The organism is Alkalimonas sp. NCh-2, assembly GCF_039631345.1.
Lineage (GTDB): Bacteria > Pseudomonadota > Gammaproteobacteria > Enterobacterales > Alteromonadaceae > Alkalimonas > Alkalimonas mucilaginosa.
This window is the reverse complement of the sequence record NZ_JBDIUV010000004.1, coordinates 295,223-320,153: the sequence shown is the minus strand read 5'-3', so window position 1 is coordinate 320,153 and position 24,931 is coordinate 295,223. Positions and strand designations below refer to the sequence as shown.

23 protein-coding genes and 1 tRNA gene are annotated in these 24,931 nt (G+C 50.1%); all 24 read right to left on the bottom strand.

Going from position 1 to position 24,931, the window contains the following annotated elements; translation table 11 throughout:
* Nucleotides 1–5 precede the first annotated feature (5 nt).
* On the bottom strand, nt 6–716 hold the full coding sequence (rpsC, locus tag ABC502_RS12875; protein ID WP_091344856.1) for a 30S ribosomal protein S3: 711 nt from the start codon (nt 714–716) through the stop codon (nt 6–8).
* A gap of 9 nt (nt 717–725) precedes the next feature.
* Nucleotides 726–1,058: a 50S ribosomal protein L22 gene (gene rplV, locus ABC502_RS12870; RefSeq protein WP_330089358.1), complete on the bottom strand. Its 333-nt coding sequence runs from the start codon at nt 1,056–1,058 to the stop codon at nt 726–728.
* 10 nt (nt 1,059–1,068) lie between these two features.
* Nucleotides 1,069–1,347 carry a 30S ribosomal protein S19 gene (gene rpsS / locus ABC502_RS12865; RefSeq protein WP_019677720.1) on the bottom strand — a complete coding sequence of 93 codons (279 nt, stop codon included), beginning with the start codon at nt 1,345–1,347 and terminating at the stop codon, nt 1,069–1,071.
* A 16-nt stretch (nt 1,348–1,363) separates the two neighbouring features.
* On the bottom strand, nt 1,364–2,188 hold the full coding sequence (gene rplB, locus ABC502_RS12860) for a 50S ribosomal protein L2 (RefSeq protein ID WP_330089359.1): 825 nt from the start codon (nt 2,186–2,188) through the stop codon (nt 1,364–1,366).
* A gap of 16 nt (nt 2,189–2,204) precedes the next feature.
* On the bottom strand, nt 2,205–2,507 hold the full coding sequence (gene rplW, locus ABC502_RS12855; protein WP_091344853.1) for a 50S ribosomal protein L23: 303 nt from the start codon (nt 2,505–2,507) through the stop codon (nt 2,205–2,207).
* A complete protein-coding gene (gene rplD / locus ABC502_RS12850; RefSeq protein ID WP_305946473.1) occupies nt 2,504–3,109 on the bottom strand; it encodes a 50S ribosomal protein L4 in 606 nt (201 codons plus the stop codon). The genes rplW and rplD overlap by 4 nt, the downstream gene beginning before the upstream one ends.
* Nucleotides 3,110–3,127: 18 nt before the next feature.
* The gene (rplC, locus tag ABC502_RS12845; protein ID WP_330089360.1) at nt 3,128–3,766 is read right to left on the bottom strand and encodes a 50S ribosomal protein L3; all 639 of its coding nucleotides are present in this window, start codon (nt 3,764–3,766) and stop codon (nt 3,128–3,130) included.
* Nucleotides 3,767–3,795: 29 nt separating this feature from the next.
* Nucleotides 3,796–4,107 carry a 30S ribosomal protein S10 gene (rpsJ, locus tag ABC502_RS12840; protein ID WP_091344848.1) on the bottom strand — a complete coding sequence of 104 codons (312 nt, stop codon included), beginning with the start codon at nt 4,105–4,107 and terminating at the stop codon, nt 3,796–3,798.
* A gap of 214 nt (nt 4,108–4,321) precedes the next feature.
* The gene (locus ABC502_RS12835; RefSeq protein ID WP_345916140.1) at nt 4,322–5,185 is read right to left on the bottom strand and encodes a phospholipase A; all 864 of its coding nucleotides are present in this window, start codon (nt 5,183–5,185) and stop codon (nt 4,322–4,324) included.
* 81 nt (nt 5,186–5,266) lie between these two features.
* Entirely contained in the window at nt 5,267–6,976 is a 1,710-nt protein-coding gene (locus ABC502_RS12830; RefSeq protein WP_345916139.1) for an acyl-CoA dehydrogenase family protein, read from the bottom strand.
* A 139-nt stretch (nt 6,977–7,115) separates the two neighbouring features.
* Nucleotides 7,116–8,300, bottom strand: a complete 1,185-nt coding sequence (gene tuf, locus ABC502_RS12825; RefSeq protein WP_345916137.1) for an elongation factor Tu — start codon at nt 8,298–8,300, stop codon at nt 7,116–7,118.
* A 56-nt stretch (nt 8,301–8,356) separates the two neighbouring features.
* Complete coding sequence (gene fusA / locus ABC502_RS12820; RefSeq protein WP_330089370.1) at nt 8,357–10,459, bottom strand: elongation factor G; 2,103 nt, start codon at nt 10,457–10,459, stop codon at nt 8,357–8,359.
* Nucleotides 10,460–10,486: 27 nt separating this feature from the next.
* A complete protein-coding gene (gene rpsG / locus ABC502_RS12815; protein ID WP_091345527.1) occupies nt 10,487–10,957 on the bottom strand; it encodes a 30S ribosomal protein S7 in 471 nt (156 codons plus the stop codon).
* A gap of 80 nt (nt 10,958–11,037) precedes the next feature.
* Nucleotides 11,038–11,412, bottom strand: a complete 375-nt coding sequence (rpsL, locus tag ABC502_RS12810) for a 30S ribosomal protein S12 (protein ID WP_091345529.1) — start codon at nt 11,410–11,412, stop codon at nt 11,038–11,040.
* 146 nt (nt 11,413–11,558) lie between these two features.
* Nucleotides 11,559–15,737: a DNA-directed RNA polymerase subunit beta' gene (gene rpoC / locus ABC502_RS12805; RefSeq protein WP_345916138.1), complete on the bottom strand. Its 4,179-nt coding sequence runs from the start codon at nt 15,735–15,737 to the stop codon at nt 11,559–11,561.
* A gap of 72 nt (nt 15,738–15,809) precedes the next feature.
* Nucleotides 15,810–19,835 carry a DNA-directed RNA polymerase subunit beta gene (gene rpoB, locus ABC502_RS12800; protein ID WP_330089368.1) on the bottom strand — a complete coding sequence of 1,342 codons (4,026 nt, stop codon included), beginning with the start codon at nt 19,833–19,835 and terminating at the stop codon, nt 15,810–15,812.
* A 175-nt stretch (nt 19,836–20,010) separates the two neighbouring features.
* Nucleotides 20,011–20,379, bottom strand: coding sequence for a 50S ribosomal protein L7/L12 (gene rplL / locus ABC502_RS12795; RefSeq protein ID WP_330089367.1), 369 nt, complete (start codon nt 20,377–20,379; stop codon nt 20,011–20,013).
* Between the two features lie 63 nt (nt 20,380–20,442).
* The gene (gene rplJ, locus ABC502_RS12790; protein ID WP_330089366.1) at nt 20,443–20,937 is read right to left on the bottom strand and encodes a 50S ribosomal protein L10; all 495 of its coding nucleotides are present in this window, start codon (nt 20,935–20,937) and stop codon (nt 20,443–20,445) included.
* Between the two features lie 284 nt (nt 20,938–21,221).
* A complete protein-coding gene (gene rplA, locus ABC502_RS12785; RefSeq protein ID WP_330089365.1) occupies nt 21,222–21,923 on the bottom strand; it encodes a 50S ribosomal protein L1 in 702 nt (233 codons plus the stop codon).
* A gap of 3 nt (nt 21,924–21,926) precedes the next feature.
* Nucleotides 21,927–22,355 (bottom strand): 50S ribosomal protein L11, encoded by a 429-nt coding sequence (rplK, locus tag ABC502_RS12780; protein ID WP_305894757.1) that lies wholly within the window; start codon nt 22,353–22,355, stop codon nt 21,927–21,929.
* A gap of 121 nt (nt 22,356–22,476) precedes the next feature.
* A complete protein-coding gene (nusG, locus tag ABC502_RS12775; RefSeq protein WP_330089364.1) occupies nt 22,477–23,016 on the bottom strand; it encodes a transcription termination/antitermination protein NusG in 540 nt (179 codons plus the stop codon).
* 2 nt (nt 23,017–23,018) lie between these two features.
* Nucleotides 23,019–23,393: a preprotein translocase subunit SecE gene (gene secE, locus ABC502_RS12770; RefSeq protein WP_330089363.1), complete on the bottom strand. Its 375-nt coding sequence runs from the start codon at nt 23,391–23,393 to the stop codon at nt 23,019–23,021.
* Between the two features lie 72 nt (nt 23,394–23,465).
* Nucleotides 23,466–23,542 (bottom strand) — tRNA-Trp (locus tag ABC502_RS12765).
* Between the two features lie 157 nt (nt 23,543–23,699).
* Nucleotides 23,700–24,884 carry an elongation factor Tu gene (tuf, locus tag ABC502_RS12760; RefSeq protein WP_345916137.1) on the bottom strand — a complete coding sequence of 395 codons (1,185 nt, stop codon included), beginning with the start codon at nt 24,882–24,884 and terminating at the stop codon, nt 23,700–23,702.
* Between the last annotated feature and the right edge of the window lie 47 nt (nt 24,885–24,931).

Below are 24,931 nucleotides of genomic sequence, written 5' to 3'. Positions count from 1 at the left end.
TACCCCTACTTACCTTTACGGCCGGCAGCTTTCTTCGGCGCTTTAGGCTGATTCGTGTTGTTGGTGTTGCTGTTTGCCAAAGGCAGTTGACCCAGGATTTCTCCTTTAAAGATCCACACTTTCACACCAATGATACCGTAAGTGGTTAATGCTTCAGAGGTTGAATAGTCGATGTCCGCACGCAATGTATGCAGTGGTACACGACCTTCACGGTACCACTCGGTACGGGCAATTTCTGCACCGCCTAAACGACCGCTTACTTCAACCTTGATACCTTTAGCGCCAGTGCGCATGGCGTTTTGTACCGCACGCTTCATAGCGCGACGGAACATAACACGACGCTCCAGCTGACTGCTGATGTTGTCAGCAACCAGTTTGGCATCCAGCTCAGGTTTACGAATCTCAGAGATATTGATCTGCGCAGGTACGCCAGCAATGGCTGCTACGCGCTTACGCAGTTTCTCAACGTCTTCACCTTTTTTACCGATCACGATGCCTGGACGAGCCGTATGAATAGTCACACGGATGCTCTTGGCTGGACGCTCGATATCAATCCGGCTTACAGAAGCTGATTTCAGTTCTTTGGTCAGGTACTGACGCACTTTGAAATCACCATTCAGGAAGTCCGGAAAGTCTTTCGAATTCGCGAACCAGGTCGAGCTCCAAGGCTTAGTGATACCTAGGCGAATCCCGTTAGGATGTACTTTCTGTCCCATTTCTCACTCCTAGTTATCAGCTACGATCACAGTAATGTGACTGGTACGCTTGACGATACGGTCAGCACGGCCTTTAGCGCGTGGCTTGATACGCTTCATCGAAGGTGCTTCATCAACAAAGATGGTTTGCACTTTCAACGTATCAATGTCAGCACCTTCGTTGTGCTCTGCGTTGGCGACGGCTGATAAAAGGACATTTTTCACCAGATGTGCAGCTTTTTTCGGGCTGTACGTCAGGATATCCAACGCCTTATCGACTGGCAGTCCGCGGATCTGGTCAGCAACCAGACGAGTTTTCTGCGCAGAAGAACGGGCAAATTTGTGTTTAGCTAATGCTTGCATGATTCACCCCTTAGCGTTTCTTGGCCTTTTTGTCTGCCGCATGACCACGATAAGTACGAGTTGGGGCAAACTCACCCAGCTTGTGACCTACCATCTCTTCAGAGACAAACACAGGTACATGTTGACGACCATTATGGACAGCGATGGTCAATCCGATCATATCAGGTATGATCATTGAACGACGGCTCCAAGTCTTAATAGGCTTCTTGTCACCGCTTTCCAACGCTTTCTCTACCTTCTTCAGCAAGTGAAGGTCGATAAATGGACCTTTCTTGAGAGAACGTGGCATGGCAATTCCTCACAAATTATTTATCACGACGACGTACGATAAGTTTATCAGTACGCTTGTTTGAACGAGTCTTGTACCCTTTGGTTGGTACGCCCCATGGTGTAACTGGGTGACGGCCACCAGAAGTACGGCCTTCACCACCACCGTGTGGGTGATCAACAGGGTTCATTACCACACCACGAACAGTAGGACGAACACCGCGCCAACGCGTTGCACCCGCTTTACCGTATTGACGCAGCATGTGCTCTGCATTACCAATCTCACCGATGGTGGCACGGCAGTCAGCCAGTACTTTACGTGTTTCACCACTGCGTAAACGCAGCAACACATAAGCACCGTCACGGGCGATGATCTGGATGAAAGCACCGGCTGAACGAGCCATTTGGCCGCCCTTACCTGGCTTAAGTTCCACATTATGCACCACTTGACCAACCGGGATATTGCGCATCGGCAGGGTATTACCTGCTTTAATAGGTGCATCAACACCTGATTGCACGCTATCACCAGCTTTCATGCCTTTTGGCGCCAGGATGTAACGACGCTCACCATCTGCATACAACACCAGAGCGATGTTGGCAGTACGGTTCGGATCGTATTCCAAACGCTCAACTTTGGCAGGAATGCCATCTTTGGTGCGCTTGAAATCAACCAGACGGTAATGTTGCTTATGGCCACCACCAATGTGACGCGTAGTGATGCGACCATTGTTGTTACGACCACCAGTCTTGCTTTTCTTCTCTAACAAAGGAGCATAAGGCTTACCTTTGTACAGGTCCGGGTTAACCACTTTGATGACGTGGCGACGACCTGGTGATGTAGGTTTACACTTTACAAGTGCCATTTCCTAACTCCTCTTCTTACTCAGCGCCGCCAACGAAATCGATTTCGCTGCCTTCTTTCAGGGTGACGTAGGCCTTTTTCCAGTCGCTACGCTTGCCCACGCGCAAACCGGTACGCTTGGTTTTACCCTTCACGTTGACCGTGTTTACTGCAGTGACTTCGACATCAAACAACTTTTGTACAGCTGCTTTGATATCGGCTTTGGTGGCAGTAGTTGCTACTTTGAAAACGACGGTGTTGAAGTTTTCTGCCGCAATGGTGCTCTTTTCAGATACATGCGGAGCAAGAATTACTTTCAGCAAACGTTCTTCGCGCATCATGCTAACAGCTCCTCAAGTTGTTTCACCGCAGCAGCTGTCATCAGCACTTTATCAAAGGCAATCAGACTTGCTGGATCAATACCGTGAACGTCACGCACATCAACCTTGTACAGGTTGCGTGCAGATAAGAACAAGTTCTCATCAACGTCGTTGGTGACGATCAGCACATCTTTCAGCTCCATCGCTTTCAGCTTGCCAACCAGTTCTTTGGTCTTAGGCGTTTCAACGGTGAAGTTTTCAACCACAATCAAACGTTCCTGACGTACCAGTTCAGACAGAATGCTTCTGATGGCACCACGGTACATTTTACGATTTACTTTCTGGCTGTGATCTTGTGGCTTGGCCGCAAAAGTCACACCACCGCTGCGCCAGATAGGGCTGCGGATTGTACCGGCACGTGCGCGGCCAGTACCTTTTTGACGCCATGGCTTCTTGCCGCCACCACGAACTTCTGAACGCGTTTTCTGAGCGCGGCTTCCCTGACGGGCGCCTGCTGCGTACGCAACAACGACCTGGTGAACCAGCGCTTCGTTAAACTCACGTCCAAAGGTCGCTTCGGAAACTTCAAGAACGCCTTTTGCGTCCCGTAATGCTAATTCCATCACTTATCTCCCCAGACGTTAGCTTTTGACCGCAGGCTTCACGATCACATCGCCGCCGATGGCACCAGGTACAGCACCTTTTACCAGCAGGATGTTACGCTCAGCATCAACACGGACCACTTCCAGAGATTGAACAGTCACGCGCTCAGCGCCCATATGACCGGCCATCTTCTTACCTTTGAATACTTTACCTGGTGATTGGTTTTGACCAATCGAACCTGGTGCACGGTGTGACAAAGAGTTACCGTGCGTAGCATCCTGAGTGCGGAAGTTCCAGCGTTTCACGCCACCAGCGAAACCTTTACCTTTTGATGTGCCAACCACATCAACTTTCTTGGTTTCTGCGAAAATTTCAACAGTAATCTCGCTACCCACCTGGATGTCGTTGCTTGCATTGTCTGTTAGGCGGAATTCCCACAGACCACGACCAGCGTCAACACCAACTTTAGCGAAGTGACCAGCTTCTGGCTTGCTCAGGCGGCTTGCCTTCACAGTACCAGCAGTCACTTGCAACGCGCTGTAACCGTCAGTCTCTTGAGACTTCACAGCAGTCACGCGATTTGGTGTCGCTTCGATTACGGTAACAGGAATAGAGACGCCATCTTCAGTGAAGATGCGGGTCATTCCTACTTTACGACCGACTAAACCGATAGCCATTTCCTAAACCTCTCTTAAAACCTGTCTTGTCAGCCCAGGCTGATTTGAACGTCAACACCAGCAGGCAGATCCAATCGCATCAGAGCATCCACGGTTTTATCCGTTGGCTCAACGATATCGATCAGACGCTTGTGGGTACGAATTTCGTACTGATCACGTGCATCTTTATTGACGTGAGGAGAAATCAAGACAGTAAAACGTTCCTGACGGGTTGGAAGTGGAATTGGACCACGAACCTGAGCACCAGTACGCTTGGCTGTGTCAACGATTTCTAAAGTTGACTGATCGATCAAACGGTGATCGAACGCTTTCAGGCGGATACGTATCCTTTGATTACTCATAAATCAAAGCCTCAAAGAGCAAAAAGAGCAAAAAATAACAAAAGCACAACTCCAATTATGGAGTGAGCCTTTGCAGCGAAGTACAGTTGCTCCCCAATCGGGAGCATTGTCGGGGTAAGAGTTGCCTCTTACCGCACCAACCTGATAAAACGGTTGGACGCGCATTATATAGAATTGCGGTGAAAACTCAAGCGATTTCTGTATCTGGTTGGTGCTATATCACATCATTCAGTTCAAAACCTAAACCGAAGCGGGTGACTGGTCGATTGTAGTCAATCATGCTATCGCCGTAACCGGTAAAAAATGAGGCATACCAGCGCAAGTACTTATTCATTGGCCTGGAATAAGATAGCTCGAGCGCACCTTTATTATCACTCTTCAAGTTATTTCGCAGCATCATCCGGTACGTCTCAGTATTATTTTTGTAGGCTGCAGCAATTTCAAAGTAGCCCATGTAATGACTGATGTCTGGATTATCATCGCCTTTCGGGTCCCCTTCAAACCGCTTGGCTTTTTCCGGGAAGCGATACCAGGGTGTGACACTGACAAAGACATCACCAATGGAGCCCACCCAATTGAGCTTTAACCTATTCCAGCTTCTTGATAACTCGCCAGCCCGACCGTTGGACTGATGTGACAAACTCACACTGACAACCCGGCTGGCCGCTTGATCAACGCCATAAAAGTGTGGAAAAGCCAGAATAAGCTCAGGCTCGTAGTTAGTTTCACGAAAAGGTGATGACACTGCTTTGTTGTATGATTGCCAGTAAGCTTGTTGAGTGAATGCAAAAAACAGATAGCCTTTGTCCTGATAGACACGACTCCATAACGGTGTTTTCAGGCTAAGTTGAAACTTAGTCTCAAACCGCTCCATAGGTGCACTATCACCGTCGCGGTTAATGGTTCCTCTCAGCCCTTTGGCATAACTCAAAGGCTGCAAGAAGTTATTCCTGTGTGGCAATAAAGTAAAAGGTGAGTAGTTATCCCAGTCTTCTTCTTTTAAACGCTTGTCCAACGCATCCATCGCCAACATGGGAGTACTGACAAATACCAACAACAATACCGCTAAATAACGCATAAAGCCCCTCCCCTCCGTGTATGTTCCCTATCATACAATAAAAGCGCATCTCTGCACTTTTATTGTGAATTGGAGGCGCATCTAATCCTGCATAATATGCAACAGTGTTTCAGCACGCGGTAAAATCTTCTTAAAATAGAAAGCTGCTAGCTGCTGCTTTTGTTGTTTCACTTCATTCGGCAAGTCAGCATGTTGCAGTGCATCAATTTGCTTGAGCCATACATAACCGTATAGCAGATAGCCTGTCAGCGTCATAAAGTCATAAGCAAACTCAGCAAGTACAGCTTTATCCTGTTGTGACCGGTTTAACAGCGATGCTGTTAGTGTCCGGGTTCTTTCTACATAGGTCGCTAACTGAGGATGCCACTGAATCGACGGATCCAGCCAATTTCCGATATCGGTAAACAAGCTAAATAATACAGCGCCATTGTCAGCCGCGACTTTACGCAGCATAAAATCAGCAGCCTGAATGCCATTGGTGCCTTCGTATATCTGTGCGATCCGTACATCCCGTACCAGTTGCTCCATACCCCACTCTTTGATGTAACCATGGCCACCAAACACTTGCTGTGCCTGCACTGTGCACTCAAGACCGAGATCGGTCATAAAAGCTTTGGCGATAGGTGTCAGTAAATTGGCAAATTGCTGCCCCTTTACATCACCACTGTATTTCGCCTTATCCAGTTGCAGCGCTACCCAGGTCGAAAAACTGCGACCTGCTTCATTCAGCGACTGAATGGTATAGAGCATACGCTGCACATCAGGGTGCCGGATAATAGGCTCAGCTTTATTCGCATCACGTTCGGTAATACGCCCTTGCAGACGGTCATTGGCATAGGCCAAGGCATTTTGCCCAGCCCGTTCGGCGGCACCCAGCCCCTGACTGCCCATGGCCAGCCGTTCGTAATTCATCATGGTAAACATCGCTGCCAGGCCTTTATGCGGCTCACCCAGCAAGTAGCCGACCGCACCATCGAAGTTCATCACGCAAGTTGCGGAAGCATGAATACCCATTTTATGTTCGACAGAGCCACAATGCAGTGCATTGCGCTGCCCTGGCTTACCGCCAGCATCCGGTAAAAACTTAGGCACAATAAAGAGCGAAATACCACGGCTACCAGCTGGTGCATCCGGCAGCTTGGCCAGTACCAGATGAATGATGTTATCTGTTAAATCATGCTCGCCGGCGGTGATAAATATTTTACTGCCGCTAATGCGGTAACTGCCATCCGTTTGCGGCTCTGCTTTAGTACGCATTAGGCCAAGGTCCGATCCTGCGTGGCTTTCTGTTAAACACATGGTCGCTGACCATTCGCCACTGTAAAGCTTTGGCAAGTACAAGGCTTTCACCTCGTCGCTGGCGTATTGCTGCAAGGTGACGCAGGCTCCTGCTGTAAGGCCTGGATAAAGTGAAAAGGCAATGTCAGCACTGCACATCATTTCATCCAACATCATGGACAATACTTTGGGCATGCCCATGCCACCGTATTCGGGATCGCCACTAAAGCCAGCCCAACCACCTTCGCACCAGGCCTGATAACAGGCTTTGTAATGCTCTGGAGTACTAACTTCGCCCTGGTCTAGTGATACTCCGGTTTGATCAGCCAGTTGGCATTGAGGCGCAATTTGCTGTTCACAAATCTTGGCAGCTTCCTGCAAAATGGCTTGTGCTGTCTCTGGCTCCAATTGTTCTGCCAGTGCTGGTACCTGTTGCCAATGTTGCTGGACCTGCCAGACATCGAACAACTGAAATTGCATATCATTGAGTGGGGCTTGGTATTGGCTGCTCATGAAGCACTCCTAACTGGACGGATCTGTTAGTTAGCTTCGCACAAGCCGAGCTTTCAAACAAGTGTTTGAATTTACCGAATAGCAAATTCAGCACAAAAAAAAGGCCCCTTACGGAGCCTTCTTCTTACATCACCGGCAATTAAGCGATGATTTTTGATACCACGCCCGCACCTACAGTACGGCCGCCTTCACGGATTGCAAAACGCAGACCTTCGTCCATTGCGATTGGAGCAATCAGCTCTACCACGAACTTCAGGTTGTCGCCTGGCATTACCATCTCTACGCCTTCTGGCAGCTCTACCGCACCAGTTACGTCAGTAGTACGGAAATAGAACTGTGGACGGTAGCCTTTGAAGAATGGCGTGTGACGGCCACCTTCGTCTTTTGACAATACGTACACTTCACCTTCGAACTTGGTGTGTGGCTTGATAGAACCTGGCTTCGCCAGAACCTGACCACGCTCTACGTCTTCACGCTTGGTACCACGCAACAGCGCACCTACGTTCTCACCTGCACGGCCTTCGTCCAGCAGCTTACGGAACATTTCAACGCCGGTACAAGTCGTCTTGGTGGTATCACGGATACCTACAATCTCTACTTCCTCACCAACTTTGATGATGCCCTGCTCAACACGACCTGTTACTACAGTTCCGCGACCAGCAATTGAGAATACGTCTTCGATTGGCATGATGAATGGCTTATCAATCGCACGTACCGGCTCTGGGATGTACGTGTCTAACGCTTCGCCCAGCTCCAGGATTTTCTTTTCCCACTCTGCATCGCCTTCCAGCGCTTTCAGAGCTGAACCCTGAATCACTGGCAGATCGTCGCCTGGGAAGTCGTAGTCAGACAGCAACTCACGCACTTCCATCTCGACCAGCTCTAACAGCTCTTCATCATCAACCATGTCACACTTGTTCATGAACACGATGATGAAAGGTACACCTACCTGACGAGACAGCAGGATGTGCTCACGCGTCTGTGGCATAGGACCGTCAGTCGCGGCAACTACCAGAATCGCGCCGTCCATCTGCGCAGCACCAGTGATCATGTTTTTCACGTAGTCAGCGTGACCCGGGCAATCTACGTGCGCGTAGTGGCGGGTTGGCGTGTCGTATTCTACGTGTGAGGTATTGATGGTAATACCACGGGCTTTTTCTTCAGGTGCTTTGTCGATTTGATCAAAAGCAAATGCCTGACCGCCGTAAGTCTTTGCCAACACGTTCGTGATAGCTGCAGTCAGAGTTGTTTTACCGTGGTCAACGTGGCCGATAGTGCCTACGTTTACGTGCGGTTTTACGCGTTCAAATTTAGCCTTAGCCATTTATAGACCCTTCTTAGTCAAATGTAGGGCCCGGCGTACCGGGCCTGATTTAATCGTTAACCTGCTTTGCGTGCAGCAATAATTGCTTCTTTCACGTTGTTTGGTGCTTCTGCGTAGTTCAATGGTTCCATTGAGTACGAAGCACGACCCTGTGATAAAGAGCGCATATGAGTAGCATAACCAAACATTTCAGACAGTGGCACGTTGGCGTCGATAATTTTCATACCGCCAGGTGCATCTTCCATGCCGTTGATCATACCGCGGCGGCGGTTTAAATCGCCAACCAGATCACCCATGAACTCTTCAGGCGTAACCACTTCTACTTTCATGATAGGCTCAAGGATAACAGGCGACGCCTGCAAAGCACCTTTTTTGAAGCCCATAGAAGCAGCAATTTTAAACGCCATTTCATTGGAGTCAACATCGTGGTAAGAACCGTCATACACGGTTACTTTGACATCGATTACCGGATAACCAGCCAGGATACCGTTCTTCATCTGCTCCTGAACGCCTTTATCCACCGCAGGGATGTATTCTTTTGGAATAACACCACCCACGACTTCGTTGACGAACTGGTAGCCACCACCTTCTTCCATCGGCTCGATGCGCAACCAACAGTGACCAAACTGACCACGGCCACCGGACTGACGAACAAACTTGCCTTCGACTTCGGTTTTGCCACGAATGGTCTCGCGGTAAGAAACCTGTGGTTTACCCACGTTGGCTTCTACTTTGAATTCACGACGCATCCGGTCGACGATGATGTCCAGGTGCAATTCACCCATACCAGAGATGATGGTCTGGCCTGTTTCTTCATCGGTATGCACACGGAAGGATGGATCTTCAGCAGCCAGTTTGCCCAGCGCAACGCCCATCTTTTCCTGATCCGCCTTGGTTTTTGGCTCTACCGCAACCGAGATAACCGGCTCAGGGAACTCCATCCGCTCAAGAATGATCGGGTTGTCGATATCACACAGGGTATCACCTGTGGTGGTATCTTTCAGACCAATAGCAGCAGCGATGTCGCCAGCCAGTACTTCTTTGATCTCTTCACGGCTGTTAGCGTGCATCTGCACAATACGACCGATACGCTCTTTCTTCATCTTGACCGAGTTGTAAACACCAGAGCCAGATTCAACCACACCGGAGTAAACCCGGAAGAAAGTCAAAGTACCAACGAATGGGTCAGTGGCAATTTTAAATGCCAGCGCAGCAAAAGGCTCGTTGTCGTCAGACTTACGGATACCTTCGCTTTCATCTGGTAAAATACCACGGATGGCTTTTACTTCGGTTGGCGATGGCAGGAAGTAGATCACGTTGTCCAGCATGGCCTGAACACCTTTGTTTTTAAAGGCAGAACCACACTGTACCAATACCACTTCGTTGCGCAGAGTTAATTCACGCAGTGCAGCACGGATCTCTTCTTCAGTGAACTCGTCACCTTCCAGATAGCGTTCCATCAGCTCTTCGTTGGCTTCAGCGGCTGCTTCGACCATGTTCTGACGCCACTCCTGACACTCTTCCAGCATATCCGCAGGGATATCCTCGTAAGTGAAGGTCATTCCTTGATCTTCTTCGTTCCAGTTGATGGTTTTCATCTTGATCAGGTCAACTACACCTTTAAAGTCATCTTCCGCGCCGATAGGCAACTGGATAGGGACTATGGTGCTGTTCAGACGAGAACGTGCCTGCTCAACAACGCGCAGGAAGTTGGCACCGGTACGGTCCATCTTGTTGACGAAGATCATCCGCGGAACTTCGTACTTGTTGGCCTGACGCCAAACCGTCTCAGTTTGCGGCTGAACACCTGATGAGCCACACAGTACAACGACAGCACCATCCAGTACCCGCAGTGAACGTTCAACTTCAACAGTAAAGTCAACGTGTCCTGGAGTATCGATCAAGTTAATGCGGTGCTCATCGAACTGTTGTTGCATACCAGACCAGAAGGCTGTGGTAGCAGCAGAAGTAATGGTAATACCACGCTCCTGCTCCTGCTCCATCCAGTCCATGGTCGCAGCGCCATCATGTACTTCACCAATTTTATGGGATAAGCCGGTATAAAACAGGATCCGCTCAGAGGTCGTAGTTTTACCCGCGTCCACGTGAGCACAGATACCGATGTTGCGGTAGCGTTCTATTGGGGTTTTACGTGCCACAATACACTCCTATTAAATTAGTTCAGCTTACCAGCGGAAGTGAGCAAACGCTTTGTTTGCTTCTGCCATACGGTGGACGTCTTCACGCTTCTTAACCGCAGAACCTTTGTTCTCAATGGCATCCAGCATTTCACCAGCCAAACGCTGGGACATAGATTTTTCACCACGTTTACGGGCCGCTTCAACTAACCAGCGCATTGCTAAGGCATTGCGACGAACAGGACGAACTTCACAGGGTACCTGGTAGGTAGAACCACCAACCCGACGTGATTTAACTTCGACCGTTGGACGAATGTTATCCAGTGCTACTTCAAACAAATCGATGTGTTCTTTCTTCGATTTAGTAGCTGCAATTTCTAATGCGCCGTATACGATTGATTCGGCGATGGACTTTTTACCGTCGACCATCACGACATTGACAAACTTAGCCAGTAACTCACTTCCGAACTTAGGATCTGGAAGGATTTTACGTTGACCTATAACGCGTCTTCTTGGCATTCGAAACTCCGATTGCTTCAGGTGATTCCAAAACTTTAATAAATAAAGTCGTTTAGTTTGGCCTTACTAACGGAGTTCCGTTACGATTTGGGCCGTTTGGCGCCGTACTTAGAACGGCCTTGTTTACGATCTTTTACGCCAGCACAGTCTAAGGTGCCGCGTACGGTGTGATAACGCACACCTGGTAAGTCTTTGACCCGGCCACCACGGATCAGGACCACACTGTGCTCCTGCAGGTTGTGACCTTCACCACCAATGTATGAGCTTACTTCGAAGCCATTGGTCAGACGAACACGACATACTTTACGCATAGCTGAGTTCGGCTTTTTAGGTGTAGTGGTATAAACACGGGTACAAACACCACGCTTTTGTGGACAAGCTTCCAAAGCAGGAACGTTGCTCTTCGCAAGTTTCTCCTGCCGTGGCTTGCGCACGAGCTGGTTAATTGTTGCCATTAAATACTCCTGGTTAATTGATACCCAATAAACGTGAAAAATCCGCACCCCAAAAATGGGGTCGCGGAATTCTAATGGTCAAGCTTTGAGCTGTCAAGTTTCAGTGCAATCTGCTGCCATTTTAAGCAGCAGATTAACAACCTTACTTAATCGTCGTTACCTGACATATCCATGTTCAGTGCATCGGTCAAGGCCTGTTCAGCCACTTCTGCACTCATGGTTGGTTCTGCCGTTTCAGCCGTAGCTTTTTGACGTTGACGCAGGCGGTTCTGGTGATACGCAAAACCAGTACCAGCCGGGATCAGTCGTCCGACAATAACGTTTTCTTTCAAGCCACGCAGCTGATCAATCTTGCCGCCTACGGCCGCTTCGGTCAGGACACGGGTGGTCTCCTGGAACGATGCAGCAGAGATAAACGAATCGGTCGATAGAGAAGCCTTAGTAATACCCAACAATACACGCTCGTATTGAGCTGGAATTTTGCCTTCTGCTTCCAATGCGCGATTCGAAATATTCACGCGTGCAAACTCAGCTTGTTCGCCTTCAAGAAATTCGCTGTCACCTGGGTTGGTAATCACACACTTACGCAGCATCTGACGAATGATATTCTCGATGTGCTTATCGTTAATCTTAACCCCTTGCAGGCGATAGACTTCCTGGACTTCATTCACAATGTAACTGGCCACATGGTGAATACCACGCAGACGCAGAATATCGTGCGGTGACTCCGGGCCTTCCGAGATAACTTCACCCTTCTCAATACGCTCGCCTTCGAACACATTGATCTGGCGCCATTTCGGGATCATCTCTTCATGAACATCACCCTGTTGTGGCGTGATAATCAAGCGGCGCTTGCCTTTGGTTTCCTTACCGAAGCTGATGACACCAGAGATTTCTGCCAGAATGGCAGGGTCTTTTGGTTTACGGGCTTCAAACAAGTCGGCCACCCGTGGCAGACCACCGGTAATATCACGTGTTTTCGAGCTTTCCTGTGGAATCCGAGCCAAGACATCACCCGGCTGAGCCGTTGCACCATCACGGATTTCAATGGTGGTGAAGCTTGGCAGGCGAATTTCCTGCAGGCCACCATCGTCTGTTGCCAGGATAAGCTTCGGCTCTTTCGCATTGGCTTTGGCCAGATCTTTTACCACAGTACGGGTCAGACCGGTCAGCTCGTCCTGCTGAATCTCAGTGTTGGTATCATCCACATCACTGAAACTTACTTTGGCGCTGCGTTCTACGATGATCGGATGGGAATGCGGATCCCAGGTAGCAACAATCTGACCAGCGGCCGTTTTGCTGTTGTCATCCACTTGCATCACTGAACCGTATGGCAGCTTGTAACGCTCTTTCTCACGGCCCAGCTCATCGAAAATAGTCACTTCGGCTGAACGTGACGTAATGACAATTTTGTCATCGACGTTGCGCACAAACTTGGCGTTATGCAGTTTCAGCGTACCAGCGGTTTTTACCTGCACACTGCTTTCAGCTGAAGCACGCGAGGCCGCACCACCGATGTGGAAGGTACGCATCGTCAACTGAGTACCAGGCTCACCGATGGACTGAGCAGCGATAACACCAACCGCCTCGCCCTGATTAATCAGGTGACCACGAGCCAGATCGCGGCCATAGCATTTGGCACAGACACCAAAGTCGGTATTACAGGTGATTACTGAACGCACATTGACTTCGTCAATGGAATGCTGCTCCAACAAATCACACAGCTTTTCATCCAGCATGGTGCCATCAGCGATCAGGACCTCTTCAGTGCCCGGAATAACCACATCGCCCAGTACAACACGGCCCAGTACCCGCTCACGCAGGCCTTCCACCACGTCGCCACCTTCGATCAATGGCTTCATCCAGATACCTTCCGTGGTACCACAATCGTCTTCGGTTACTACCAGATCCTGTGCCACGTCAACCAGACGACGGGTCAGATAACCGGAGTTTGCTGTTTTCAATGCAGTATCAGCCAAACCTTTACGCGCACCGTGCGTAGAGATGAAGTACTGCAGTACGTTCAGACCTTCACGGAAGTTCGCAGTAATTGGCGTTTCGATGATGGAGCCATCCGGCTTCGCCATCAGGCCCCGCATCGCAGACAACTGACGGATCTGAGCTGGTGAACCCCGGGCGCCGGAGTCAGCCATCATGTAGACCGAGTTGAAGGATTGCTGCTCGGTTTCATTGCCGTCGCGGTCAATCACTTTCTCTTTTGACAGGTTGTCCATCATAGCTTTGGACAAGGTTTCATTGGCAGTTGACCAAATATCGATAACCTTGTTGTATTTCTCACCACCAGTGACCAAACCTTGTTGGAACTGATCCTGGATTTCAGCCACCTCAGCTTCAGCAGCTTCGATGATATCTTTCTTCGCATCCGGGATCACCATGTCGTCGATACCAACAGACACGCCTGACAACATCGCGTAGTGGAAGCCGGTGTACATGATTTGGTCAGCCAGGATAACGGTATCCTTCAGACCAATCTTTCGGTAAGCACCATTTAACAAACGCGAAATTTGCTTTTTACCCATCGCCTGGTTCACTGAAGCAAACTCAAGGCCGGTTGGTAAAATGGAATACAAAATAGCTCGGCCAACGGTGGTGTCATGCACACCGGTGGTGGTAGTGCGATTGCCTTCTTCGTCAGAAACGATTTCAGTGATCCGCACTTTGACTTTGGCATGCAAGGATGCATGACCGCCACGATAGGCTTTTTCAGCTTCTTTCGGACTCTTGAATAACATGCCCTCGCCTTTGGCGTTCACCGCTTCACGCGTCATGTAATACAAGCCCAATACAACGTCCTGTGAAGGAACGATGATAGGTTCACCGTTGGCAGGCGATAACACGTTGTTGGTCGACATCATCAGGGCGCGCGCTTCCAGCTGAGCTTCCAGCGTCAGCGGCACGTGCACAGCCATTTGGTCACCGTCGAAGTCGGCGTTGTAGGCCGCACACACCAAGGGATGCAGCTGAATGGCTTTACCTTCAATCAGTACCGGCTCAAAAGCCTGGATACCAAGACGGTGCAAAGTTGGTGCACGGTTCAACAGGACCGGATGCTCACGAATAACTTCGTCCAGTACGTCCCAAACGGCGCCTTCTTCACGCTCAACCATCTTCTTAGCTGCTTTGATGGTGGTGGCCAGGCCACGACCTTCCAGCTTGCCATAAATGAATGGCTTGAACAGCTCTAGCGCCATCTTCTTCGGCAGACCGCACTGGTGCAGACGCAAGGTAGGACCTACGGTAATGACCGAACGGCCCGAGTAATCGACCCGCTTACCCAACAGGTTCTGACGGAAACGACCCTGCTTACCTTTGATCATATCGGCCAAAGATTTCAGTGGGCGCTTGTTGGTACCGGTAATAGCACGGCCACGACGACCATTATCCAGCAGCGCATCGACCGACTCTTGCAACATCCGCTTTTCGTTGCGGACAATGATATCCGGCGCAGACAAGTCCAGCAGGCGCTTCAGACGGTTGTTCCGGTTGATGACGCGGCGGTACAGATCGTTCAAATCCGAGGTAGCAAAACGGCCGCCATCCAGCGGTACCAAAGGACGCAGATCCGGTGGCAGCACTGGCAGTACTGTCATGATCATCCACTCAGGCTTGTTGCCAGAGGTATGGAAGGCTTCCATCAGCTTTAACCGCTTGCTGATTTTCTTGCGCTTGGTTTCCGAGTTGATGGTTGGCAACTCTTCGCGCATCATTTTGATTTCGGTGGCCAGTTCTAAATCACGTAACAGATCCAGAATGGCTTCTGCACCCATTTTGGCTTCGAACTCGTCGCCGTGCTCTTCCAGCACATCCAGGTACTCTTCTTCGGTCAGCATCTGACGACGCTCCAAAGACGTCATGCCTGGCTCGGTAACCACATAAGATTCGAAATACAACACCCGCTCAATATCACGCAGGGTCATATCAAGCAACAAGCCAATGCGGCTTGGCAGGGATTTCAAAAACCAGATATGGGCAACCGGGCTGGCCAGCTCGATATGCCCCATACGCTCGCGACGCACCTTGGTCAGAGTGACTTCAACGCCACACTTCTCACAAATGACACCACGATGCTTTAAACGCTTGTACTTACCGCACAAACACTCGTAATCTTTTACCGGCCCAAAGATACGGGCACAAAACAAGCCGTCACGCTCAGGCTTAAAGGTCCGGTAGTTGATGGTTTCAGGCTTTTTCACTTCACCAAATGACCAGGAACGGATCATATCCGGTGAGGATAAACCGATTTTGATCACATCAAACTCTTCGGTCTTTGTTTGTTGTTTCAGAAACTTTAATAAGTCTTTCACCTTAGCTCTCCTGTAAGAGGGTAAACCGATGGAGCCTGCTGCCAGGCTCCATCACGCCATGGAACGTGGGGCTTATTCCTCTTCCAATTCGATATTGATCCCGAGCGAACGGATTTCTTTCATCAGTACGTTGAACGACTCTGGCATGCCAGGCTCCATCCGGTGGTCGCCATCCACGATGTTTTTATACATCTTAGTACGGCCATTGACGTCATCCGATTTCACCGTCAGCATTTCCTGCAGGGTGTAAGCGGCACCGTAAGCTTCCAGTGCCCAGACTTCCATCTCACCGAAGCGCTGACCACCGAACTGCGCCTTACCACCCAACGGCTGCTGGGTAACCAGGCTGTAAGAGCCGGTAGAACGGGCATGCATTTTGTCATCAACCAGGTGGTTCAGCTTCAGCATGTACATGTAACCAACCGTGACTTTACGCTCAAAGGCATTGCCGGTACGGCCATCGTACAAAGTGATCTGACCGCTGGATGGCAGGTCTGCCAGCTCCAACAACTCTTTGATCTCAGACTCTTTGGCACCGTCGAACACTGGTGTGGCAATAGGTAAACCTTTGCGCAGGTTGTTGGCCAACCGCACCACTTCATCATCGCTGAAGGTAGTGATATCGACTTGCTGACGCGACTCGCCCAAGCTGTATGCGCGTTGTAGGAACTCACGCAGCTCGCCAATTTCACGCTGCTCTTGCAGCATGGTATCGATTTTCTCACCGATGCCGCGTGCTGCAAGTCCCAGGTGGGTTTCCAGGATCTGACCAATGTTCATCCGCGATGGAACACCCAGCGGGTTCAGCACGATATCGACCGGACGACCACGCTCATCGTATGGCATGTCTTCCACTGGTACGATGGTGGAGATAACACCCTTGTTACCATGGCGACCGGCCATCTTGTCACCCGGCTGAATACGACGCTTCACTGCCAGATAGACTTTAACGATTTTCAGCACACCAGGTGCCAAATCATCACCCTGGCTGATTTTACGGCGCTTCACTTCGAACTTCTTGTCGTACTCGGCACGAATTTCTTCGTACTGGGCCGCCAGTTGCTCCAGATCACTTTGCTTCTGATCATCGCTGATGCTCTGGTTAAACAAGCCATCACCTTTTAACGTCGCCAGCTTGGCACGGTCAACACCAGCAGATTCCAGCAGGTTGCGAGCACGCTCGAAAATACCTTGCTCCAGGATACGGAACTCTTCATTCAGATCTTTTTTGGCCTGACGAATTTCCATGTCCTCAATTTCACGGGCACGTTGATCTTTTTCCACGCCATCACGGGTAAAGACCTGCACGTCGATGACAGTTCCGTTGACAGAGTTAGGCACCCGCAGCGAGGTATCTTTCACGTCAGAGGCTTTTTCACCGAAGATAGCACGCAACAGTTTTTCTTCTGGCGTTAGCTGGCTTTCGCCTTTTGGCGTCACCTTACCGACCAGAATATCGCCGCTCTTCACTTCAGCACCAATGTAAACGATACCGGCTTCGTCCAGCTTCGACAGGGCAGACTCACCGACATTCGGAATATCGGCGGTAATTTCTTCCGGCCCAAGCTTGGTATCACGAGCAATACAGCTTAGTTCCTGAATATGGATGGTAGTCAGGCGGTCTTCTTCAACCAGACGCTCGGACAACAAAATCGAGTCTTCGAAGTTGTAACCATTCCACGGCATAAATGCCACACGCAGGTTTTGACCCAGTGCCAATTCACCCAAATCGGTAGACGGGCCATCAGCCAGCACATCGCCACGTTCAACTGGCTCGCCCTGGCTAACGCATGGACGCTGGTTGATACAGGTGTTCTGGTTGGAACGGGTGTACTTGGTCAGGTTGTAGATGTCGATACCGGCTTCACCGGCTACCATTTCATCTTCATGTACCTTCACCACGATACGGCTGGCATCGACATAGTCGATGGTACCGCCACGCTTAGCCACCACAGTAACACCGGAGTCTTTCGCAACCACGCGCTCAACACCGGTACCTACCAATGGCTTATCTGCCCGCAGAGTAGGTACTGCCTGACGTTGCATGTTCGAGCCCATCAAAGCCCGGTTGGCATCGTCGTGCTCAAGGAATGGGATCAATGCAGCTGCCACAGATACGATTTGCTGTGGTGCAACATCCATGTACTGGACTTGATCAGCTGGCATCAGCGTGAATTCATTTTTGTGACGGCACGGTACCAACTCTTCCACCAGACGATTTTCATCGCTCAGCTCAGCGTTGGCCTGCGCAATCACAAAATTGCCTTCTTCAATCGCTGACAGGAAATCAACTTCGTCGGTCACCACGCCATTTTCAATACGGCGATACGGCGTTTCCAGGAAACCATACTCGTTGGTTTGAGCAAACATTGACAAAGAGTTGATCAGACCGATGTTTGGACCTTCCGGCGTCTCGATAGGACAAACCCGACCGTAGTGTGTTGGATGCACGTCACGGACTTCAAAGCCGGCGCGCTCACGGGTCAAACCGCCCGGGCCAAGCGCAGAAATACGACGCTTGTGGGTCACTTCCGACAATGGGTTGTTCTGATCCATAAACTGCGACAGCTGGCTGGAGCCAAAGAACTCTTTCACCGCAGCAGAAATTGGCTTGGCATTGATCAAGTCTTGTGGCATCACAGCATCCAGATCGCCTAATGACAGACGCTCTTTCACCGCACGCTCAACCCGAACCAGGCCAACGCGGAACTGGTTCTCGGCCATTTCACCCACAGAGCGGATACGGCGGTTACCCAGGTGATCGATGTCATCGACATCGCCTTTACCATTACGAATGTCGATTAGGACCTTCATCACCGCCAGGATGTCGTCTTTCGACAACACACCTTCGCCAGTATTTTCATCAAAACCAACGCGGCGGTTAAACTTCATCCGGCCGACGGTGGACAGATCGTAGCGATCTTCCGAGAAGAACAGATTATCAAACAGAGTTTCGGCCGCATCACGTGTTGGTGGTTCACCAGGACGCATCATGCGGTATATTTCAACCAGAGCTTCGATCCGGTTCGAGCTTGGATCAATACGCAAGGTCTCAGAAATGTAAGGACCTTGATCCAGGTCGTTGATGTACAAAGTTTCAAAACTGGTGTAACCGGCTTTTGCCAATTGCGCAAGCAGCTCAAGATTTAACTCGGCATTGGCTTCAGCGATAATTTCGCCGGTGCCTTCGTCGACGTAGTTTTTCGCCAGTACCCGACCAATCAGATACTCAGCCGGTACTTCCATCATGGTCAGGCCGGTTTTTTCCAGCTGGCGGACGTGACGGGCAGTAATACGACGGCCCTGCTCAACAATGACTTCACCATCGTTATCGATGATATCAAAAGCGGCAGTTTCACCACGCAAACGGCTAGGCACGACTTCCATCATGAACTTGCCGTCCTGGATATCAAAACGGGTGTTCTCAAAGAAAGTTGTTAAAATGGTTTCGGTATCGAAATCCAGCGCCCGCAACAAAATCGTTGCTGGTAGTTTACGGCGGCGGTCAATACGGACAAAGAGGTTGTCTTTGGCGTCGAATTCGAAGTCCAGCCAGGAGCCACGGTATGGAATCACCCGCGCGTTGTACAATACCTTGCCGGAAGAATGCGTTTTGCCGCGGTCGTGATCAAAGAACACACCCGGGCTACGATGCAGCTGAGAAACGATCACCCGCTCAGTACCATTGATCACAAAGGTACCGTTCTCGGTCATCAGTGGGATTTCCCCCATGTAGACTTCCTGCTCGCGGATGTCTTTGATGGTGCCTGGTGCTTCTTTATCAAACAACACCATGCGCAGTTTCACCCGCAGCGGTGCTGAGTAAGTGACACCACGGATTTGGCATTCTTTCACATCAAAAACAGGTTCCCCGATGCGGTAGCTGACGTACTGCAATTCCGCGCTGCCAGAGTAGCTTTTGATGGGAAAAACAGAGCGAAATGCCGCTTCCAGGCCATAATCACCTTCTGGATCAGGCTCGATAAATTTGTTGAAAGATTCGATCTGAATCGACAACAGGTATGGCACATCCAATACTTCTGGACGTTTGCCGAAGTCCTTACGGATACGTTTCTTCTCAGAATAAGAGTAAGTCATGGGGTTCCTCAGCTTGCTGATTTTTTTCCCAACTGCCCTGCGGGCGGCTTTATATGGCAATAGCTGGTTGCCATTTGGGGTGGGGAAATCAAAGTCCCACAGCGCAAAAAGGCCGGTGATTAATTCATCACCAGCCCGGCCTGCTTAACAGGCAGTAAGACGGGTCAAGCCCGAATTACTTAACTTCAACAGACGCACCAGCGGCTTCAAGTTCTTTCTTGAGCGCTTCGGCTTCGTCTTTAGAAACGCCTTCCTTGATTGGAGCTGGAGCGCTCTCAACCAGATCTTTCGCTTCTTTCAGGCCCAGGCCTGTAGCGCCACGTACTGCTTTGATCACAGCAACTTTGTTAGCGCCTACGCCAGCCAGAACAACGTTGAACTCGGTTTGCTCTTCAGCAGCAGCACCGGCATCGCCAGCAGCTACAGCAACTGCCGCAGCAGCAGATACACCGAACTTTTCTTCCATAGCGCTAACCAGCTCTACTACGTCCATGACAGACATTTCAGCGATAGCGTCTAGAATTTGGTCTTTAGTTACAGACATGACAAATTCCTACATTAAACGGCATTTAGCCTACATTAAACTCTTAATTGCACACAGCGTAAATTACGCTGCCTGCTGCTCTTTTTGCTCGCGAACCGCGGCAATGGTACGTACCAATTTGCCAGCTGCTGCTTCTTTCATCGTGCTCATCAGACGTGCCAATGCTTCCTCGTACGTAGGTAGCGTTGCTAACACATCGATACTGACGGTTTCACCGTTGAAGGCGGCACCTTTGAGCTCAAACAGCTTCTCTTCTTTGGCAAAGTCTTTAAAAAGACGTGCCGCTGCACCTGGGTGCTCGTTAGAGAAAGCAATTAACGTTGGGCCAACAAAAGTTTCGCTCAGACACTCGAAGGAGGTGCCTTGCACTGCACGACGGGCCAGGGTATTACGCACAACGCGCATCCAGACACCATTAGCACGAGCTTGCTTACGCAAACTAGTGATTTTATCGACAGTAACACCACGAGCATCAGCGACTACGGCAGAAAGAGCACCAGTTGCGGCTTGCTGGACTTCAGCAACAATTGCTTTTTTGTCATCAAGCTTAATCGCCATTGGCTCTTAACTCCTGGTTCATCCAGACAAATGCCTGGCTTTCCAACACATCACCGGCACAATGCCGGTGCGCGATTTACGGTGAGAGCCAGAAGAGTTTAAATACAATTCTGGGGCTAACACCGTCTGCGTAGGCAGTCATTAAGCAACAGCATGCTGTTGCACCTACGGTCTCGGACGGAAGCGGCCACTTTGCAAGCAAAACAACCACTTCTACCCTAAAAAAAGAACGCGGGATTATATCGCAACCCCTGCCATTCTGTAAAGCACCATTTCTTCGGAGCTTAGACCTGAGAAGCCAGGGAAGCCTGGTTCAGGGCAATACCTGCACCCATGGTCGAAGAAATCGTGACTTTCTTGATGAAAACACCTTTCGCAACGGATGGCTTAGCACGTTTCAGTGCTACCAGCAGAGCTTCCAGGTTTTCTTTCAATTTGTCTGCGTCAAAATCCACTTTACCGATGGTAGTGTGGATGATGCCGTTTTTGTCGTTGCGGTAACGAACCTGACCAGCTTTAGCGTTTTTCACTGCTTCGGCTACGTTAGGGGTAACAGTACCGGTTTTTGGGTTTGGCATCAGGCCGCGTGGACCTAAGATCTGGCCCAAGGCACCGACCACACGCATAGCGTCTGGAGAGGCAATCACCACGTCAAAGTTCATTTCGCCTTTTTTGACCTGTTCGGCCAAATCTTCCATCCCTACGATATCCGCACCGGCAGCTTTAGCAGCTTCGGCGTTGGCACCCTGAGTGAATACAGCAACACGAACATCACGACCAGTACCGTGAGGCAGTACGGTAGCACCACGCACGTTTTGATCAGACTTACGGGCATCGATACCCAAATTTACCGCTACATCAACGCTTTCAACGAACTTAGCAGTTGCCAGTTCTTTCAGCAGAGTGACTGCATCCTGAAAATCGTATTCACGAGTGGAATCTACTTTTTCACGGATCAATTTTGCACGCTTTGATAATTTAGCCATGTCTTACCCCTCCACTACCAGGCCCATTGAACGAGCAGTACCAGCGATGGTACGCGCGGCAGCGTCGTGATCTGCAGCAGTCAGATCCGGCTCTTTCAATTTGACGATTTCGTCGATTTGCGCCTGAGTCACCTTACCAACTTTCTTGGTATTCGGCTGACCAGAACCGCTCTTCAAACCAGCGGCTTTCAGCAACAGAAAAGATGCTGGTGGCGTTTTGGTTTCGAAGGTGAAAGAACGATCGCTGTACACAGTGATCACAACTGGGATTGGCATGCCTTTTTCAATGGAATCTGTTTTGGCGTTGAAACCTTTACAGAATTCCATGATATTCACACCGTGTTGACCCAACGCTGGACCAACTGGTGGTGACGGGTTTGCCATACCGGCTTTTACCTGCAATTTAATTAATGCAGTGACTTTCTTTGCCATAGTACACCTCTGTATCGGGTCTTAGCCTCGTAAATGCGAGGACATTTACTCGAACGGCTCCCCTTGGTTAAAAAGGCCGCAGATCATAAAGCAATCGGCGGCCGGAATCAATGAATAAAATTTAGGCTTTTTCGACCTGACCAAACTCCAGATCGACCGGGGTAGAACGGCCAAAAATAAGCACAGACACTTTGACCCGACTCTTCTCGTAATCGACTTCTTCTACCACACCGTTGAAATCGGCAAATGGACCTTCAGTCACACGCACCACTTCACCAGCTTCAAACAGTGTTTTCGGCTTCGGTTTGTCGGCGTTGTCTTCCAGACGGTTCAGAATAATGTTGGCTTCTTTCTCAGAAATAGGTGCAGGACGATCCGAGGTGCCACCGATGAAGCCCAGTACCCGAGGTACACTCTTCACCAGATGCCAGCTTTCCTCACACATTTCCATTTGCACCAGCACGTAACCCGGGAAAAACTTCCGCTCGGATTTACGCTTTTGACCAGCGCGCATCTCCACCACTTCTTCAGTAGGGACTAATACTTCACCAAATTTATCTTCCATCTGATGGATTCGGATATGCTCACGCAGCGAGGTAGCTACCTTTTGCTCGAAGCCAGAAAAAGCCTGTACCACATACCAGCGCATCTTACCCGCCATGATTAAACTCCTACACCGGTGAAAAAGGATACGACCCGCAACAATATTGCATCAAGGCCCCAAAGCAGCAAGCCGACAATCAGCGTGGCAACCATCACAATAATGGTGGTTTGGGTGGTTTCCTGGCGGGTAGGCCAAACGACTTTACGTACTTCAGTACGAGCGTCCTTGGCAAAAGCAAGGAAAGTCTTGCCCTTGGCGGTCTGTGCTGCAACCAGCCCGGCAGCAGCCACCAAAACCACGATGGCAACGGCTCGCTCTAAGGTGCCGAAATCAAACATATAATTACCGACTACCACCAGTGACAGCAGCGCAAAAACGGCCAGCCACTTTACGGAATCCAGACTGCTTTTTGGGGTTTCACTCGTTGCACTCATGCTTACTTTCACCTCAGCTCGGCTTCGCCGATACATGCTTTCATCACAGCATCACAGATGCTCTGGATATGTTGGCAGGGGCAGAGGGATTCGAACCCCCAACCGTCGGTTTTGGAGACCGCTGTTCTACCAATTGGAACTATGCCCCTGCAAAAAACGGTTCACTGCTTTTAAGCAGTACTCAAAATAGCCGCTCATTATACTGCCTTCATAGGTTAAGGCAAGCCTAACCGGTAGCATTCAAAGCTTTTTCCATCTGAGACGGAAAAGGCCCCTTACGGAGCCTTCTTCTTACATCACCGGCAATTAAGCGATGATTTTTGATACCACGCCCGCACCTACAGTACGGCCGCCTTCACGGATTGCAAAACGCAGACCTTCGTCCATTGCGATTGGAGCAATCAGCTCTACCACGAACTTCAGGTTGTCGCCTGGCATTACCATCTCTACGCCTTCTGGCAGCTCTACCGCACCAGTTACGTCAGTAGTACGGAAATAGAACTGTGGACGGTAGCCTTTGAAGAATGGCGTGTGACGGCCACCTTCGTCTTTTGACAATACGTACACTTCACCTTCGAACTTGGTGTGTGGCTTGATAGAACCTGGCTTCGCCAGAACCTGACCACGCTCTACGTCTTCACGCTTGGTACCACGCAACAGCGCACCTACGTTCTCACCTGCACGGCCTTCGTCCAGCAGCTTACGGAACATTTCAACGCCGGTACAAGTCGTCTTGGTGGTATCACGGATACCTACAATCTCTACTTCCTCACCAACTTTGATGATGCCCTGCTCAACACGACCTGTTACTACAGTTCCGCGACCAGCAATTGAGAATACGTCTTCGATTGGCATGATGAATGGCTTATCAATCGCACGTACCGGCTCTGGGATGTACGTGTCTAACGCTTCGCCCAGCTCCAGGATTTTCTTTTCCCACTCTGCATCGCCTTCCAGCGCTTTCAGAGCTGAACCCTGAATCACTGGCAGATCGTCGCCTGGGAAGTCGTAGTCAGACAGCAACTCACGCACTTCCATCTCGACCAGCTCTAACAGCTCTTCATCATCAACCATGTCACACTTGTTCATGAACACGATGATGAAAGGTACACCTACCTGACGAGACAGCAGGATGTGCTCACGCGTCTGTGGCATAGGACCGTCAGTCGCGGCAACTACCAGAATCGCGCCGTCCATCTGCGCAGCACCAGTGATCATGTTTTTCACGTAGTCAGCGTGACCCGGGCAATCTACGTGCGCGTAGTGGCGGGTTGGCGTGTCGTATTCTACGTGTGAGGTATTGATGGTAATACCACGGGCTTTTTCTTCAGGTGCTTTGTCGATTTGATCAAAAGCAAATGCCTGACCGCCGTAAGTCTTTGCCAACACGTTCGTGATAGCTGCAGTCAGAGTTGTTTTACCGTGGTCAACGTGGCCGATAGTACCTACGTTTACGTGCGGTTTTACGCGTTCAAATTTAGCCTTAGCCATAATAAAAACCCTTCCTTTAACGGCGGTTCATGCAAAATATTAGGATG

What these genes read in the sequence shown, in the direction of transcription:
- ABC502_RS12835 (WP_345916140.1), bottom strand. Translation starts at nt 5,185, where the DNA reads ATGCGTTATTTAGCGGTATTGTTGTTGGTATTTGTCAGTACTCCCATG.
- secE (WP_330089363.1), bottom strand. Translation starts at nt 23,393, where the DNA reads ATGAGTGCAACGAGTGAAACCCCAAAAAGCAGTCTGGATTCCGTAAAG.
- rpsS (WP_019677720.1), bottom strand. Translation starts at nt 1,347, where the DNA reads ATGCCACGTTCTCTCAAGAAAGGTCCATTTATCGACCTTCACTTGCTG.
- rpoB (WP_330089368.1), bottom strand. Translation starts at nt 19,835, where the DNA reads ATGACTTACTCTTATTCTGAGAAGAAACGTATCCGTAAGGACTTCGGC.
- rplD (WP_305946473.1), bottom strand. Translation starts at nt 3,109, where the DNA reads ATGGAATTAGCATTACGGGACGCAAAAGGCGTTCTTGAAGTTTCCGAA.
- nusG (WP_330089364.1), bottom strand. Translation starts at nt 23,016, where the DNA reads ATGGCGGGTAAGATGCGCTGGTATGTGGTACAGGCTTTTTCTGGCTTC.
- tuf (WP_345916137.1), bottom strand. Translation starts at nt 8,300, where the DNA reads ATGGCTAAGGCTAAATTTGAACGCGTAAAACCGCACGTAAACGTAGGC.
- rpsL (WP_091345529.1), bottom strand. Translation starts at nt 11,412, where the DNA reads ATGGCAACAATTAACCAGCTCGTGCGCAAGCCACGGCAGGAGAAACTT.
- tuf (WP_345916137.1), bottom strand. Translation starts at nt 24,884, where the DNA reads ATGGCTAAGGCTAAATTTGAACGCGTAAAACCGCACGTAAACGTAGGT.
- rplB (WP_330089359.1), bottom strand. Translation starts at nt 2,188, where the DNA reads ATGGCACTTGTAAAGTGTAAACCTACATCACCAGGTCGTCGCCACGTC.
- ABC502_RS12830 (WP_345916139.1), bottom strand. Translation starts at nt 6,976, where the DNA reads ATGAGCAGCCAATACCAAGCCCCACTCAATGATATGCAATTTCAGTTG.
- rpsC (WP_091344856.1), bottom strand. Translation starts at nt 716, where the DNA reads ATGGGACAGAAAGTACATCCTAACGGGATTCGCCTAGGTATCACTAAG.
- rpsG (WP_091345527.1), bottom strand. Translation starts at nt 10,957, where the DNA reads ATGCCAAGAAGACGCGTTATAGGTCAACGTAAAATCCTTCCAGATCCT.
- rplK (WP_305894757.1), bottom strand. Translation starts at nt 22,355, where the DNA reads ATGGCAAAGAAAGTCACTGCATTAATTAAATTGCAGGTAAAAGCCGGT.
- rplJ (WP_330089366.1), bottom strand. Translation starts at nt 20,937, where the DNA reads ATGGCGATTAAGCTTGATGACAAAAAAGCAATTGTTGCTGAAGTCCAG.
- rplW (WP_091344853.1), bottom strand. Translation starts at nt 2,507, where the DNA reads ATGATGCGCGAAGAACGTTTGCTGAAAGTAATTCTTGCTCCGCATGTA.
- rplA (WP_330089365.1), bottom strand. Translation starts at nt 21,923, where the DNA reads ATGGCTAAATTATCAAAGCGTGCAAAATTGATCCGTGAAAAAGTAGAT.
- rpsJ (WP_091344848.1), bottom strand. Translation starts at nt 4,107, where the DNA reads ATGAGTAATCAAAGGATACGTATCCGCCTGAAAGCGTTCGATCACCGT.
- rplV (WP_330089358.1), bottom strand. Translation starts at nt 1,058, where the DNA reads ATGCAAGCATTAGCTAAACACAAATTTGCCCGTTCTTCTGCGCAGAAA.
- rplL (WP_330089367.1), bottom strand. Translation starts at nt 20,379, where the DNA reads ATGTCTGTAACTAAAGACCAAATTCTAGACGCTATCGCTGAAATGTCT.
- rplC (WP_330089360.1), bottom strand. Translation starts at nt 3,766, where the DNA reads ATGGCTATCGGTTTAGTCGGTCGTAAAGTAGGAATGACCCGCATCTTC.